The 14,031-nt window shown below is 75.4% G+C and carries 14 protein-coding genes, 2 tRNA genes and 1 pseudogene; 5 read left to right on the forward strand and 12 right to left on the reverse strand.

Annotated features, from left to right (window positions below; all coding sequences use genetic code 11):
* On the forward strand, nt 1-1,444 hold a 1,444-nt coding region (locus BGO37_RS03495), incomplete at its 5' end, for an HNH endonuclease signature motif containing protein (protein WP_291752324.1).
* Between the two features lie 222 nt (nt 1,445-1,666).
* Here the strand turns inward: BGO37_RS03495 and BGO37_RS03500 are convergent.
* The 6 genes and pseudogenes from BGO37_RS03500 to leuC all read right to left on the reverse strand — a co-directional run bounded on the left by BGO37_RS03500 (nt 1,667) and on the right by leuC (nt 7,651).
* On the reverse strand, nt 1,667-2,689 hold the full coding sequence (locus BGO37_RS03500; RefSeq protein WP_291752326.1) for an NAD(P)H-dependent glycerol-3-phosphate dehydrogenase: 1,023 nt from the start codon (nt 2,687-2,689) through the stop codon (nt 1,667-1,669).
* The gene (locus BGO37_RS03505; RefSeq protein WP_291752328.1) at nt 2,686-3,441 is read right to left on the reverse strand and encodes a 1-acyl-sn-glycerol-3-phosphate acyltransferase; all 756 of its coding nucleotides are present in this window, start codon (nt 3,439-3,441) and stop codon (nt 2,686-2,688) included. Before BGO37_RS03505 ends, BGO37_RS03500 begins: the two co-directional genes overlap by 4 nt.
* Before the next feature lie 69 nt (nt 3,442-3,510).
* Entirely contained in the window at nt 3,511-4,839 is a 1,329-nt protein-coding gene (gene murA / locus BGO37_RS03510) for a UDP-N-acetylglucosamine 1-carboxyvinyltransferase (RefSeq protein ID WP_291752330.1), read from the reverse strand.
* 315 nt (nt 4,840-5,154) lie between these two features.
* A pseudogene (locus BGO37_RS03515) lies at nt 5,155-5,424 on the reverse strand (HU family DNA-binding protein); the annotation flags it as partial.
* 71 nt (nt 5,425-5,495) lie between these two features.
* Nucleotides 5,496-6,161: a 3-isopropylmalate dehydratase small subunit gene (gene leuD / locus BGO37_RS03520; RefSeq protein WP_291752332.1), complete on the reverse strand. Its 666-nt coding sequence runs from the start codon at nt 6,159-6,161 to the stop codon at nt 5,496-5,498.
* Nucleotides 6,162-6,178: 17 nt separating this feature from the next.
* Nucleotides 6,179-7,651, reverse strand: coding sequence for a 3-isopropylmalate dehydratase large subunit (gene leuC, locus BGO37_RS03525; protein ID WP_291752335.1), 1,473 nt, complete (start codon nt 7,649-7,651; stop codon nt 6,179-6,181).
* A gap of 140 nt (nt 7,652-7,791) precedes the next feature.
* Between leuC and BGO37_RS03530 the strand changes: the two genes are divergently transcribed.
* Complete coding sequence (locus tag BGO37_RS03530; RefSeq protein WP_291752339.1) at nt 7,792-8,511, forward strand: IclR family transcriptional regulator; 720 nt, start codon at nt 7,792-7,794, stop codon at nt 8,509-8,511.
* A gap of 64 nt (nt 8,512-8,575) precedes the next feature.
* On the opposite strand, the gene BGO37_RS03535 is transcribed toward BGO37_RS03530, so the two are convergent.
* The 5 genes from BGO37_RS03535 to BGO37_RS03555 all read right to left on the reverse strand — a co-directional run bounded on the left by BGO37_RS03535 (nt 8,576) and on the right by BGO37_RS03555 (nt 11,280).
* Nucleotides 8,576-8,648 (reverse strand) — tRNA-Glu (locus BGO37_RS03535).
* Between the two features lie 87 nt (nt 8,649-8,735).
* Nucleotides 8,736-8,807: transfer RNA gene (locus BGO37_RS03540), tRNA-Gln, on the reverse strand.
* Between the two features lie 123 nt (nt 8,808-8,930).
* Nucleotides 8,931-9,380: a hypothetical protein gene (locus BGO37_RS03545; protein WP_291752341.1), complete on the reverse strand. Its 450-nt coding sequence runs from the start codon at nt 9,378-9,380 to the stop codon at nt 8,931-8,933.
* 15 nt (nt 9,381-9,395) lie between these two features.
* Nucleotides 9,396-10,613: a hypothetical protein gene (locus BGO37_RS03550; RefSeq protein WP_291752343.1), complete on the reverse strand. Its 1,218-nt coding sequence runs from the start codon at nt 10,611-10,613 to the stop codon at nt 9,396-9,398.
* A gap of 1 nt (nt 10,614) precedes the next feature.
* On the reverse strand, nt 10,615-11,280 hold the full coding sequence (locus tag BGO37_RS03555) for a hypothetical protein (protein ID WP_367188082.1): 666 nt from the start codon (nt 11,278-11,280) through the stop codon (nt 10,615-10,617).
* Between the two features lie 120 nt (nt 11,281-11,400).
* Between BGO37_RS03555 and BGO37_RS03560 the strand changes: the two genes are divergently transcribed.
* Nucleotides 11,401-11,622 carry a helix-turn-helix domain-containing protein gene (locus tag BGO37_RS03560; protein ID WP_291752346.1) on the forward strand — a complete coding sequence of 74 codons (222 nt, stop codon included), beginning with the start codon at nt 11,401-11,403 and terminating at the stop codon, nt 11,620-11,622.
* A gap of 4 nt (nt 11,623-11,626) precedes the next feature.
* Here the strand turns inward: BGO37_RS03560 and BGO37_RS03565 are convergent, their stop codons facing one another.
* Entirely contained in the window at nt 11,627-12,139 is a 513-nt protein-coding gene (locus BGO37_RS03565; protein WP_291752348.1) for a hypothetical protein, read from the reverse strand.
* A gap of 205 nt (nt 12,140-12,344) precedes the next feature.
* On the opposite strand from BGO37_RS03565, the gene BGO37_RS03570 reads away from it, so the two are divergent.
* A complete protein-coding gene (locus tag BGO37_RS03570; protein WP_291752349.1) occupies nt 12,345-13,367 on the forward strand; it encodes a LysM domain-containing protein in 1,023 nt (340 codons plus the stop codon).
* On the forward strand, nt 13,364-14,008 hold the full coding sequence (locus BGO37_RS03575) for an Rv3235 family protein (RefSeq protein ID WP_291752351.1): 645 nt from the start codon (nt 13,364-13,366) through the stop codon (nt 14,006-14,008). The genes BGO37_RS03570 and BGO37_RS03575 overlap by 4 nt, the downstream gene beginning before the upstream one ends.
* Nucleotides 14,009-14,031: the final 23 nt, after the last annotated feature.

The following is a 14,031-nucleotide window of genomic DNA, read 5'->3' on the forward strand; positions in this document are numbered from 1 at the left end:
GGCCGCGTTCGATCACCTGCTGGGTGCGTTGGCGGCGGGGGAGTTGTCGCGGCGGGCGTCGATGAACCCGTTGTGGCGCCAGCCGGTGCCGTCGCGCACGTGTGTGGCCGGTGATGAGCTGGCGATGCGGCTGGGCTGGTCGCGTCCGGCCGCCAACCGGCTGGTGCGTGATGGGCGGGCGTTGGGTGCGCAGCTGTTGCCGGTGGCCGACGCGGTCCGCGACGGGCTGCTCGATCTTGCCAAGCTGCGGGTGCTGAGCGACCGGTTGGCTGACCGGGCCTACCAGCTGTCCTGGCCGGTGCTGGAGCAGGTCCTGCCGCAGGCGTCGCTGCGCACCCCGACGCAGCTGGCCGCCGACGTGGACCGGGCCCTGCTGGCCGCCGACCCCGAGGATGCCGCGATACGCCTGCCAAAGGCGTTGGCGGCCCGGCACGTGTGCCACCCCCGCCGGCTGCCGGACGGGATGGCCGGCCTATGGGCCGTCCTCCCGGCCACCGACGCGGCGCGGATCGACGGCACGTTGGAGGCCACCGCCCGCGCCGCGCGGGCCGCCGGGGACCCGCGCACCCTGGACCAGCTGCGCGCCGACACCCTGACCGACCTAGCCACCGGCACCGCCCTGCTCGCCGGCACCACGTTGATGCTGGGCGGGAACGGTGTGGGCGGCGACACCCGACATGACGCTGCGACGACCACCGACGCCGCGCTCGGATCCAGCCTCGTGGCGCCCCCGGACGGCACCGACCAGGAGACCGACGGCATCGACCGCGCGCCCGACGGCGCTCACCGAGGGCCGGACGAGGTCGACCTGGAGACCGACATCGACCACGAGCAGGGCGCCTGGCCGGCCGGCCAGGCGCGTCCGCCGGGGCGGGCCGCTCCCGGCATCCGGATCCCCAAGGTCCGCATCGACGTCACCGTCGCCTTGTCCACCTTGATGGGACTGGACGACCAGCCGGCTGAGCTGGCCGGGTTCGGACCGATCGCTGCCGAGCAGGCCCGTGCCCTGGCACTCGGGGGAACCTGGCGTCGCATCGTCACCGACCCACTGACCGGCGCCGTGCTGGACGTCGGACGCACCCGCTACCGGCCACCAGCAGCCCTGGCCGAGCACGTTCTGGCCCGCGACCAGGTCTGCGCCGGACCCGGCTGCAGTGTGCCCGGGCCCCGCTGCGACATCGACCACACCACCGAGTACCACAGCACCCCCGCCAACGGCTCGCCCGTGCCCGGCACCACCTCGGCCGGCAATCTCGGACCCCTGTCCACCCGATGCCACCGACTGAAGACCGACGGCGGCTTCACCCTGCGACAGATGGCCCCCGGCGTGTTCGAGTGGCACACCCCCGCCGGACTGACCTACCGCGTCACCCCCGGCAACCACGGGCGAACCGAGAAGCTCGACAAGCACCCCCGCGCCATCCCCGACAACCCACCCTTCTGACCAGCAGAGACGCCCGGTCAGCAGGCCGGGGTGGCCGGACCGCTCGGCGCGCAGCCTCGAGCCGCGCGCCACATGTCCCCGCAGCTCCGCGGGCCGCTCCTCGTCGTGCAACATCGACGGCACGAGACGCACGAGGGCGAGGCCCCACGGCGGGTCCAGCTCGCGGGACGTCACGCCGGGGCGTAGGGGTTCAGCAGGGCAAGCGCCCCGGACCTCCGCTCGCTAGGAGGCGTCCAGCGGTACGTCGGCCGCCTCGGCCTTCATCGGCCGGCCGAGGAGCATCGGCGCCAGGTCGTCGACCGGCAGGCCCTCGAAGAGCACCTTGGCGACCGCGTCGGTGATGGGCATGTCGACCTCGAGGGTGGCCGCGAGCTCGGCGACCGCGCGGCTCGTCTTGACCCCCTCGGCGGTGCCCTCGGTGCGGGTGATCGCCTCGTCCAGACCCGCTCCCTGGCCCAGCAGCACGCCGAGCGAGTGGTTGCGGGACAGCGGCGACGCGCAGGTCGCCATGAGGTCCCCGGCGCCGGCCAGGCCGGCGAAGGTCTCACCGTCCGCGCCGAGCCGCAGGCCCAGCCGGCGGATCTCCGCCAGGCCGCGCGTGACCAGCGTCGCCGTCGTGTTGTAGCCGAGCCCCCGGCCCTGCGCGATGCCGACCGCGATCGCGATGACGTTCTTCACCGCGCCGCACAGCTCCACGCCGACGACGTCGGACGACGTGTACGGACGGAAGTACGCGGTCTGCACGGTCCGGGCGACGAGGGTCGCGGTGTCGTCGGAGACCGAGGCGATGACCGTCGCCGTCGGCTGGCGGGCGGCGATCTCCTTGGCGAGGTTCGGGCCCGACAGCACCGCGACACGCTCGTCGGGCAGCGCCAGCGCCTGCGCGAGCATCCGCGACGCCAGCACGTCCGTCGCCAGCTCCACGCCCTTCATCAGCGAGACGACCGGCACGCCCGGCGGGACGGCCGCGGCCATCGGGGCCAGCGCCTCGCGGGCGACCTGCACGGGGACGGCCACCGCGACCAGGTCCGCCCCGGCCAGCACGTCCGCGGCGTCCGACGAAGCCCGGATAATCTCCGGCAGCAGCACGCCGGGCAGGTGCGCGTCGTTGACGTGCGTGGCGTTCATCCGCCGGCACAACGCGTCGTCGTGCCCCCACACGGCGACGTCGCACCCGGCGTCGGCGAGCACCTGGGCGAAGGTCGTGCCCCAGGCCCCGCTGCCGATGACGGCGGCGCGTGTCATCGACCCGCCACCGGCGGGTAGACGGTCTTGCGCTCCTCGTACTCGGGGTGGTCGCGCAGGTCGAAGCGCGGCTTCGGCGCCGCCTCACCCCGGATCTGCTCGAGCAGCGCGGTGATGGCGTCGAGCACGCGGTCGGTGGCCTCGCGCAGCACGAGCGCGTCGGTGGGCCGGTCGTACAGGTCGTCCAGCGGGACGGGCGTGCCGACGACCACCCAGACCTGCTTGCGCGGGAACGGCCTGAACTTCTTCGAGTACCGCGGCAGGAGCTCGGTGGCCCCCCACTGCGCGATGGGCACCACCGGCGCGCGGCTCGCCAGCGCCAGCCGAGCGACACCCGTCTTGCCCGCCATCGGCCACAGGTCTGGGTCGCGGGTCAGCGTTCCCTCCGGGAACACCGCGACGACCTCCCCGGCGGCCAGGGCCCTGGTGGCGGGCCCGAGCGAGTCGGCGGCGCGCGAGCCGCCCCGGTCCACCGGGAGCTGGCCGGTGGCCCGCAGGATCGCACCGAGCACGGGGACCTTGAACAGCGACGCCTTGGCGAGGATGCGCGGCGCGATGCCGTTGTCCCACAGCACGTGCGCGAACGTCAGCGGGTCGATCTCGGTGGCGTGGTTCCCGGCGGCGATGAAGCCGCCGTCACGCCGGAGGTTCTCGGTGCCGCGCCAGTCGCGACGTGTCGTCGCCCGCAGGAAGGGCCGGACGATCGCGGCGACGAAGCGATAGGCGCCGTTGGCGCGCGCCGGGTGAGCCATGGGAGCCGACTCTAGCCGGACGCCGACGGCCCCACCGACCGGGACCGCGCGGCTCGTCCGGGCGCCAGATCAGCGCTTCGGGGCCTCGCGGCTGAACGAGGCACCGAGCGCCGCGAGCTTCTCGGTGAACCGCTCGTACCCGCGGTCGATGAGGCTGATGCCGCGCACGGACGAGGTCCCCTTCGCGGTGAGCGCCGCGATGAGGTGGCTGAACCCGCCGCGCAGGTCGGGCACCTCGATGGCCGCCGCCGTCAGGGTCGTCGGGCCGGAGATGACCGCCGAGTGGTAGAAGTTCCGCTGCCCGAACCGGCAGGGCCGCGACCCGAGGCACTCCTTGTAGACCTGGATGGTCGCGCCCATGCCGACGAGCGCGTCGACGAACCCGAACCGGTTCTCGTACACCGTCTCGTGGACGATCGACAGGCCGCTGGCCTGCGTCAGGGCCACCACGAGCGGCTGCTGCCAGTCGGTCATGAACCCGGGGTGCACGTCGGTCTCGAGCTGGATCGACCGCAGGTCGCCGCCCGGGTGGTAGAAGCGGATGCCGTCGTCCTCGACGACGAACTCGCCGCCGACCTTGCGGAAGGTGTTGAGGAAGGTCGTCATCTCCGGCTGCGTCGCGCCCCGGACGAAGATGTCGCCCCCGGTGGCGAGCGCCGCCGACGCCCAGGACGCGGCCTCGATCCGGTCCGCGAGCGCGGTGTGGGAGAACCCGATGAGCCGGTCGACGCCCTCGATGCGGATCACGCGGTCGGTGTCGACCGAGATGATCGCGCCCATCTTCTGCAGGACGTTGATGAGGTCCATGATCTCGGGCTCGATCGCCGCGCCCGAGAGCTCGGTCTTGCCCTCGGCCCGCACCGCGGTGAGCAGCAGCTGCTCGGTCGCACCGACGCTCGGGTACGGCAGCGCGACCTTGGTGCCGGTCAGCCCGTTCGGCGCGAGGATGTGGATCCCGTTCTCGCGCTTGTCCACCACGGCGCCGAACTGGCGAAGGATGTCGAGGTGGTAGTTGATCGGCCGGTCGCCGATGCGGCAGCCGCCCAGGTCCGGGATGAACGCCTCGCCGAGCCGGTGCAGCAGCGGGCCGCAGAACAGGATCGGGATGCGGCTGGACCCGGCGAGCGTGTCGATGTCGGCCACGACGGCGGAGTCCACGTTCGTCGGGTCGATCCGCACCGTGCCGGCCTCGGCGTCGTGGTCCACCGCGACGCCGTGGAGCTCGAGCAGGGACGACACCACCTGGACGTCGCGGATCTCCGGCACGTTGCGCAGCACGCTCGGCGTCTCGCCGAGCAGGGCCGCGACCATGGCCTTGGAGACGAAGTTCTTCGCGCCCCGCACGGTGATCTCACCCGAGAGGGGGTTTCCTCCGTCGACGTAGAGCAGGTCATCCATGGGGCACATCGTCTCCCACGGTTGGCGTCACCCGCACTCCGACGCCCCTGGGCCGGATGATCCGCGCGAAACCCACACAGAGTCTGTGAGGCCGTTGTGCGGTGGCTACTTCTTCTTGCCCGACTTCTTGCCCTTGGCGTCCTTGCCCTTGTGCTTGTCGTCCTTCGCCGCCGGCTTGGCGGCCTTGGCGACCTTCTTGGGCGCGGGCTTCGCCGGCTTGGCCGGCCGCGCCGCCTTCGCCGGCGCCTCGGGCACGACGAGCGACGCGTAGCCGTCCGCGAGCGAGCCGACGGGGCGCAGCGACGTCCCGCCGCCGTCCACCGCGGTGCGGAGCCCGGCACCGGGGTGGAACCGCGGCACCGTCGTAGCGGCCACCGGAACCGTCTCGCCGGTGCGGGGGTTGCGCGCCGTGCGGGCGCCGCGGGCGACGGGCTCGAACGAGCCGAAGCCGACGAGCGTCACCTTCTCCCCCGCCGCCAGGGCGGCGGTGATCTCCCCGAGCACGGCGTCGACCGCGTGGGCGGCCTGGGCCGGCGTGGCGCCCCGCGCCGCGATGCGCTGGGCGAGCTGCGACTTGCTGACCATGGCGGGCCTCCTTCGTCGTGCCGCTCACGGTACTGGCGCGCCGCGGGCCGCGCGCCCGAATCGCCGGGTCGCTACCGCGTGCGCGTGGCGCCGAGCGTGAGCGGCACCGGGCGCGCCGGCTCGACCGGCTGCGGCGGCAGGTGCTTGGCGGGCAGCGTCGTCGGCCGCCACGCCTCGCGCCGGGCCTCGAACTCGGTGATGTCCTGCGCGTGCTGGAGCGTCAGCCCGATGTCGTCGAGCCCCTCCATCAGCCGCCAGCGCGTGTAGTCGTCGATGCCGATCGACACCACCACGTCGTCGCACGTCGCGGTCCGCGCGACGAGGTCGACCGTCACCTCGGTGCCCGGGCGGGTCTCAAGGATCTTCCAGATCAGCTCGACGTCCTCGGCCGAGACCGTCGCCGCGACGAGGCCCTGCTTGCCCGCGTTGCCACGGAAGATGTCCGCGAACCGGGGCGACAGCACCACGCGGAACCCGTAGTCCTTGAGCGCCCACACCGCGTGCTCGCGCGACGAGCCGGTGCCGAAGTCCGCGCCGGCGACGAGCACCGACCCGGCCCGGTAGGCGTCCTGGTTGAGGACGAACGCGGGGTCGTTGCGCCACGCGGAGAACAACGCGTCCTCGAACCCGGTCCGGGTGACCCGCTTGAGGAACACCGCCGGGATGATCTGGTCGGTGTCGACGTTGCTGCGCCGCAGCGGGACGCCGACGCCGGTGTGCTGGGTGAACTTCTCCATCGCCGATCTCCTGCGGATCAGACCTGCACCGTCAGGTGCGGGTCGAGGGGGGCCAGGGGGCTGCCGTCGACCGTCGTGCCCGCCGGCAGGTCGAGGTCGGCCAGGGACGAGAGCGTGCCGCGGATCGCGGTGGCGGCCGCGACGAGCGGGCTGACGAGGTGGGTGCGCCCGCCCTTGCCCTGCCGGCCCTCGAAGTTGCGGTTGGACGTCGAGGCGGCGCGCTCGCCCGGCGCCAGCTGGTCGGGGTTCATGCCGAGGCACATCGAGCACCCGGCGTTGCGCCACTCCGCGCCGAAGTCGAGGAAGATCCGGTCCAGCCCCTCCGCCTCGGCCTGCAGCCGCACGCGCGCGGAGGCGGGCACGACGAGCACGCGGACGCTGTCGGCCTTGCGCCGGCCCCGGACGACCTTCGCGACGGACCGGAGGTCCTCGATGCGGCCGTTGGTGCACGAGCCGATGAACACCGTGTCGACCGTGATGTCACGCAGCGGCTGCCCGGGCGTCAGGCCCATGTACTCGATGGCGCGCTCGGCGGCGAGGCGGGTCGCCTCGTCGGCGATCTCCTCCGGCACCGGGACGCTGGCCGACAGCGGCAAGCCCTGACCGGGGTTCGTGCCCCACGTGACGTACGGCTCGATGTCCTTCGCCTGCAGCACGACCTCGGCGTCGTAGGTCGCGTCGTCGTCGGACCGCAGGGTGCGCCAGTACTCGACGGCGGCGTCCCAGTCGCCGCCCTCCGGAGCGTGCGGGCGACCCTTGAGGTAGGCGAAGGTCGTCTCGTCGGGCGCGATCATCCCGGCGCGGGCGCCGGCCTCGATCGACATGTTGCAGACCGTCATGCGCGCCTCCATCGAGAGCGCGCGGATCGCGTCGCCGCGGTACTCCAGGACGTAGCCCTGGCCGCCGCCGGTGCCGATCTTGGCGATGATCGCCAGGATGATGTCCTTGCTGGTCGCACCCGCGGGCAGCTCGCCCTCGACCGTGATCGCCATCGTCTTGAACGGCGTGAGCGGCAGCGTCTGCGTGGCCAGCACGTGCTCGACCTCGCTCGTGCCGATGCCGAAGGCCAGCGCGCCGAACGCGCCGTGCGTCGAGGTGTGGGAGTCGCCGCAGACGACCGTCAGGCCCGGCATCGTCAGGCCGAGCTGGGGGCCGACCTGGTGGACGATCCCCTGGTCGGCGTCGCCGAGCGAGTGGATCCGGACGCCGAACTCCGCCGCGTTGGCGCGCAGCGTCTCGATCTGTGTCCGGCTGGTGGCGTCGGCGATCGGCAGGTCGATGTCGAGCGTCGGGGTGTTGTGGTCCTCGGTCGCGATCGTCAGGTCCGGGCGCCGAACCTTCCGGCCGGCGAGGCGCAGGCCCTCGAACGCCTGCGGGCTGGTCACCTCGTGGACGAGGTGGAGGTCGATGTAGAGGATGTCCGGCGCGCCGTCCTCACCGCGGCGCACGACGTGCGCCTGCCAGACCTTCTCCGCCAGCGTTCCCGCCATGTCGCCTGTCCCTCGTGCTCGTTCTCGTCCGGATCCCCGGATTACTGTGGCTCCGGCGTCCGCGCGTCGGTCGAGGCGTCTCACGCCCGGGGTTGGTGCCCCGACTTGCATCTCAGTAGACGAGACGACAATATCGACCTATGGACAACTCTAGCGGAGTCGGCGTCCTGGACAAGGCGGCCGCGGTCCTCAGCGCCCTCGAGGCGGGACCCGCGACGCTCGCCCAGCTGGTGACCGCCACCCACCTCGCCCGCCCGACCGCGCACCGCCTCGCCGTCGCCCTGGAGCATCACCGCCTGGTCGCGCGTGACCTGCAGGGTCGGTTCGTCCTCGGCCCGCGCCTGTCGGAGCTGGCCACGGCCGCGGGCGAGGACCGGCTGCTGGCCGCCGCGGGGCCGGTGCTGACCGCGCTGCGGGACCACACCGGCGAGTCGGCCCAGCTCTACCGGCGCCAGGGCGACATGCGCATCTGCGTCGCGGCCGCCGAGCGGCCCGTGGGCCTGCGCGACTCGATCCCGGTCGGGGCGACGCTGACGATGCTCGCCGGCTCGGCCGCCCAGGTGCTCCTCGCGTGGGAGGAGCCGGACCGGCTGCACCGCGGCCTGCAGGGCGCCAAGTTCACCGCGACGATCCTGTCCGGCGTGCGCCGCCGCGGCTGGGCGCAGTCGGTGTCCGAGCGCGAGATCGGTGTCGCCTCCGTGTCCGCGCCGGTGCGGGGCCCGTCCGGTCGCGTCGTCGCCGCGGTGTCGGTGTCCGGGCCGCTCGAGCGCCTCTCCCGCCAGCCCGGCCGGCTCCATGCCGCCGCCGTGGTGAGCGCCGCCAACCGCCTCACCGAGGTGCTCCGCCGCACCGCGGACTGACCCCGCCGCGCGAGGCCCCAGCGACGACGAAGGCCCGGTCACCTCGGTGACCGGGCCTTGCTCGTACCCCCGACCGGATTCGAACCGGCGCTACCGCCGTGAGAGGGCGGCGTGCTAGGCCGCTACACAACGGGGGCCTGTCGCGCCACGAGGCCTTGCGGCCCCGCGGGAGTGACCATGCTAGCCGATCCGCTCGAGGAGCGGCGACCTCGCAGGTCACAGCGCTGGGGTACCAGGATTCGAACCTAGACTAAGGGAACCAGAATCCCTCGTGCTGCCAGTTACACCATACCCCACCGGGGTATGACCACCCGGTTCCCGCCCCGGCCCCGCGAGGGGCCGGTGCCGCAACCGGAGGTCGTACCGGCGGCAAAGATTACCGGAGCGACGGGGTGGGACCAAACCGGCCCCCGCGGGGCTCACCAGGGGATGCGGCCGACCTCCGTGACGTCGTACCAGAGCAGCTCCCGCTCGACGAGCCGGTCGTCGGCCGCCCGGTCCCCGGCGAGCGCGTCGACGACGTCCTGCGCGGCCGCCGGCTCGTCGACGTGGACGCTGACGACGGCCTCCCACGGCACGCCCGCGACGAGATCCACCGCGCTGGCCGGCTCGTCCGGCCCGGTGCCGCCGTCGACGAGGCCCTCGGGCACGTCGGCCGCCAGCACCACCCGCAGCCGCGGCGAGCCCGGGTGGCGCCGCAGCAGCGCGAGCGCGTCGTCGGCCGCCGCCAGCAGGGCGGCGTACTCCCAGCCCTCGTCGTCCTCCCCCGGCAGCCCGGACCGCAGCTCGGGGGTGACGGCGTGAGCACGGCCGGGGCCCACCTGCTCGCGGGGCAGCTGGTCGAGGACGGCGGGCAGGTAGACGCGCACGGGCACAGTCTGCCCTCAGCGCGCCGGCACCAGGGTGGCCAGCCGCGCCGCGAGCGCGGCGATCGCCTTGCGCGCCGGGCCGCCCGGGGCGCACTCGCGCAGCGTCCGACCGGCGAGCAGCGCGGCGTCGCACGCCGCCCGGTCGTCGGGCACGACGAGCACCTCGCCGATCCCGGCGTAGCGCGCGAGGGCGTCGGCGACGGCCCGATGCGGGTCCGGGCCGGTCGCGGCGGCGCGCAACCGGTTGACGACGACGAGCCGGGCGCCCTCGAGCCCCAGGTCGGCGAGGTCGGCGAGCCCCCGCACCAGGCGTGCGACACCGACCGGGTCGCCGGCGCCGACCGCGACGACCACGTCCGCTGCGGCGAGCGCCGAGAGGGTCGCGGCGTTGCGCTGGGGGGCCCGCGTGTCGTAGCTGAGGACCTCGTCGCGCTCGAGGCCGAAGCCGGTGTCCACCACGGTCAGGTCGACGAGCGAGCGCGCCACCGCCCACAGCGCGTCCAGCGCGGTTGCGGGCAGCTCCGGCCAGCGGTCCGCGCGGGCGATCCCGGTCAGCACGCGCAGCCCCTGGCTTGCCACGGGCGCCAGCCTGGCCAGCGCGGCCACGTCGAGGGTGCCGGCGGCCGCCGCCCGGGCCGCGGCGGCGATCCCCGGAGCCTCGTCGAGCAGGCCGATCACCTGGGCGACCGCCCCGCCGTAGGTGTCGGCGTCGACGAGGAGCGACGAGCGGCCCAGCGCGGCGATCTCGGCGGCCAGGTTGACCGCCAGCGTGGTGCGCCCGGGTGCCCCCGTCGGCCCCCACACCGCGACCAGGCGGCCCCGCCGGGCGGGGGCCACCGGCCCGGTGACCCGGTCGGGTACGCGGTCGGGGGCGTCGAGCAGGGCACCCGCGCGCCCGACGACGTCCCGCGCCGCTCCCGGGTCACCGGGCGGCGGCACGACGAGGTCCGCGCCGCACGCGGCGAGCCGGTCCGTCAGCCAGGGTCGGTCCTGGTCGGCGACGCAGACCACCCGCAGGCCGGCGTGGTGCAGCGCCGCGACCGCGTCCCGGTCGAGGCCGTCGAGCTCCGCCGAGACCAGCGCCAGCCGGCCCAGGCCGGCCTCGGCCGCGGCCAGCAGCTCGACGACGTCCGCGCAGCGGCGCGTGACGGCGAGCCGCCCGTCGCCCTCGACCGCCTGGACGAGCGCGGCCTCGGCCGCCCCCTGGACCGCGCACAGCACGCCGACCGGCACGTCAGCTCCCCGGCACCGCGACGACGTCCACCCGGCCGTTCGCGGCAAGGGCCGCCAGCACGTCCGGCAGCTGCTCGATCGGGACGAGCACGTGCACGGTCGTCGCACCGCCCGCCGCGAACGCGCCCTGAGGGCGGTCCACCTCCGCGACGGTCAGCGCGGCCGCGAGCTGCGACGGCGCGCCGGGCGCGTCGTCCGCGGCCCGGGCCTTGGGGCTGAACCACAGGTCCACCCGGGCGCCGCTGCGGACCGCCTCCGGGAGCCTGCCGGCGACGGGCACGGAGACCGGGCGGAGCGCGAGGGCGTCCGCCGACCCGATGGCCGACGCCGGCAGCAGCTCGCCGGCCTCGACCACGCGCAGCGCCACGGCACCGGCGGGGAGCGGCGCGTCGGCGCGCACGTACCGCGCCAGGTCCACGCCGCCGAGCCGCACGTCCGCGACCGTCAGCGCTGCGGCGTCGATCGCGGCGCCCGGAACCGTCGTCTCGCGGACGACGAAGACCGGCACGGTCCGCTCGGCGGCGCGCAGCGCCCACGAGCCGAGCGCGACCGAGGCCGCCACGAGCGCCAGCCCCGTCAGCAGCCGGGGATCGCGCCAGCCCGGGCGGCGCAGGCGCTGCGCCACCGGCGCCGGCAGGTCGAGCGTCCCGGTCTCCAGGCGGCTCACGGGCGTCCTCCTCGTCTCGGGGCTGCATCATCGGGGGTGGGACGGGTGCGGCGCGGCCGAGGCTGTGGACAAGTCGCGCGGGTCGGTGGGCTCGTCGTCCGCCCGTGCCACACTGCGGGCATGGCACCGCGCTTCCTCACGCTCGCGGACGTGACGGAGATCCTCAACATCTCCGCGCAGCAGGCGTACTCGCTGGTCAAGTCCGGTGAGCTGCCCGCCATCCAGATCGGTGGCCGCGGCATCTGGCGCGTGGAGGCCAGCGAGCTGGAGCGGTACATCGAGCGGATGTACGAGCAGACACGGTCCCGCGCATCGCACGGCGCCGCTGCCACGGACGCCTGAGCCCTCACCGGGAGCGCACCACCAGCAGGGCGCTGAACGGCACCGTCCACGGCGGGCCGACGGCAGGCCGCAGGTCGAGGTGGTCGGCACCGACGCGGTCGATCACCCCGGTCAGCGTCCGGCCCGCCGCGCACACCTGCACCTGCGCCCGGTCCCGCGACAGCGCCCGGAGCGCATGGGACAGGCCGAGCGAGCGGCCCACCCGGCCCGGCGGCGGAGCCACCTGAGGGACGAGCCCCGCGACCGCGGTGATCGCCGCGACCGGCACGAGGGCCTGCCGGGCGGGCGGCTCGGACAGGAGGGCCCAGCCCTCGCCCACGTCGAGGAGCTCGCCCGCCACCGCGACGTCGCCGGCCTGCACCCGGAGCGGGAGGCCGACGGCGGCGCGCAGCCGGTCGGCGAGGTGCGTCGTGGCGCGCTCGGCGCGCACCAGGTCGGACCGGACCGCGCGGGCCTGCTCGGCCTGCGCCGCCGCGAACTGAGCATCCAGGTCTTCGAAGAGCAGCTGCCACTGCACGGTGCGCACGCTAGGGCGCCGGCCGGCGGCGGCGGCAGGGCCGAACGGGTTGCGGGCGGCCGCCGAACGAGTGGCGGCGGACCCGTCCGGGTGATCCGGGCCGGTGAGCGCTCGACACCGGGCGTCGGCAGCGGGTACACCTAGGCGAGCCATGCCGCATCAAACGGCATCAACTGACATTACAGCAGCAGAAAAAGGAGATCCGATGGGCGTCGTGGCAGCGGCGCCCCGGACGGCGGCGGGTCGCGTGCCCGCCCTCGGCGGGGCCGCGATCGTGTCAGCAGGGGTGGCCGCGGCGTGCGGGCGCCGCGCGCTCGAGCTGGCGGTGGGCGTGGCGACCGCGGGGCCCGACGAGCTGGTGGAGCTCGCCGTGCTCGCGACCGGAGCCCTGGTCCTGGCGTGGCTCGCGGCCTCGGCGGCGATGGCCGTCGCGTGCCTGCTCGCCCGCCACGCCGGTGGTGCCTGGCGGCACGGCGAGGCGTGGGTGCAGCGGTGCGCGCCGGCCGCCGTACGGCGGGCGCTCGTCGTGGCGGTCGCCGCCGGGCTCGGCGCGGCCTCGGTGACCTCCGCGTCGGCCGCCGACCTCTCCACGACCGCCGGCCCCTCGACCGCGTCGGTCGCCACGGGTGACGCGGGACCTGACCTGGGGTGGGCGGTGACGACGACGGTGCCCGCGCCTTCGCTCCCGCCTGCCGGGAGCGCCGCCGCGTCGCAGGCCCCGGCGGCCGCCCTGCCCGGCACCACGAGTGCGGCGCCGGCACCGTCCGCCGCGATGGCCGGCACCACGAGCGCCGCGCCGGCACCGGCGGTGGTCACCACTGCTCCGTTCGACCCCGGCTGGGCGCCGTCTGTCGGCTCGGCCATGTCGGGCGCCACGGCACGCGGCGGCGGCAGCTCCCTGGGCACCTCCGGAACCCTCACGCCAGGGGCGTGGCGACCGACCGTCTCGCCGGGCAGCAACGCCGACGCGCTGGCCGTCCCCGGTGCGGCGCGGTGGACGTCAGGCGATGGCGCGCCGGCCGGTGGTGAGGCCGCGACCGTCGTCGTCGTGCGCGGCGACACCCTCTGGGGCATCGCCGCCCGCCACCTGCCGGCCGACGCGAGCGAGGCGGACGTCGCCGCGGCGTGGCCCGCCTGGTACGCGGCGAACGCCGCGACGATCGGGCCCGACCCCGGGCTGATCCTGCCCGGTCAGGTGCTCGTCGCCCCGCCGGCGATGACCCGGTGAGCGCCCTCGCCGAGCTCGCGCCCGAGACCGCCGCCGAGCTGCTCTTCCGGCGGGCCGTCACCGCCGCGCCCGCCACACGCCCGGCGACGCTCCACCTGGTGCAGGACCCCGCGGCACCGGTGGCCACGACATCCGCGGACGCCGCGGGGGGCCCGCGGGTGCGGCTCGTGCCCGCGCTCCCGCCGGCACGGGTGCGCCGCGCCACGACCCCCGTCGGCGGGCCACCGCCGACGCCGGCCGAACGGCTCCGCATCCTCAAGGCCGACGATCGTTCGCTCGGCAGCGACGAGGCCGACGAGCCGCGCGGGCCTGCTCCCGCCGAGGACCCGACGGTCGTCGCACGACGCCTCGCGGGCGCGAGCGTCGAGGTCATCGTCGGGCGACGGCCCGCCGCGCAGCTCGCGCGCTGGCTGGCCCCGGGCGTGCTCGACGCGCTGCGGGCGCGCGCCGCCGTCACACGGGGCGCGGTGCCGGCGCTGACCCGCGCCGCGGCCGTCCGCGGCGTGCGCGTGTGCGCCCTCCACGAGCACCTCGTCGAGGCGACCGCGGTGGTCGACGACGGACGGCGCGTGCGGGCGATCGCGCTGCGGCTCGAGACGCACCGCGGCGCGTGGCGCGCCACGGCGCTCGAGGTCGGCTAGCGCGCCACCCTGCGGCGGGCGAG

The organism is Cellulomonas sp. 73-92, from assembly GCF_001898175.1.
Lineage (GTDB): Bacteria > Actinomycetota > Actinomycetes > Actinomycetales > Cellulomonadaceae > Cellulomonas.

What these genes read in the sequence shown, in the direction of transcription:
- BGO37_RS03570 (WP_291752349.1), top strand. Translation starts at nt 12,345, where the DNA reads ATGGGCGTCGTGGCAGCGGCGCCCCGGACGGCGGCGGGTCGCGTGCCC.
- BGO37_RS03530 (WP_291752339.1), top strand. Translation starts at nt 7,792, where the DNA reads ATGGACAACTCTAGCGGAGTCGGCGTCCTGGACAAGGCGGCCGCGGTC.
- leuD (WP_291752332.1), bottom strand. Translation starts at nt 6,161, where the DNA reads ATGGAGAAGTTCACCCAGCACACCGGCGTCGGCGTCCCGCTGCGGCGC.
- BGO37_RS03500 (WP_291752326.1), bottom strand. Translation starts at nt 2,689, where the DNA reads ATGACACGCGCCGCCGTCATCGGCAGCGGGGCCTGGGGCACGACCTTC.
- leuC (WP_291752335.1), bottom strand. Translation starts at nt 7,651, where the DNA reads ATGGCGGGAACGCTGGCGGAGAAGGTCTGGCAGGCGCACGTCGTGCGC.
- BGO37_RS03505 (WP_291752328.1), bottom strand. Translation starts at nt 3,441, where the DNA reads ATGGCTCACCCGGCGCGCGCCAACGGCGCCTATCGCTTCGTCGCCGCG.
- BGO37_RS03560 (WP_291752346.1), top strand. Translation starts at nt 11,401, where the DNA reads ATGGCACCGCGCTTCCTCACGCTCGCGGACGTGACGGAGATCCTCAAC.
- murA (WP_291752330.1), bottom strand. Translation starts at nt 4,839, where the DNA reads ATGGATGACCTGCTCTACGTCGACGGAGGAAACCCCCTCTCGGGTGAG.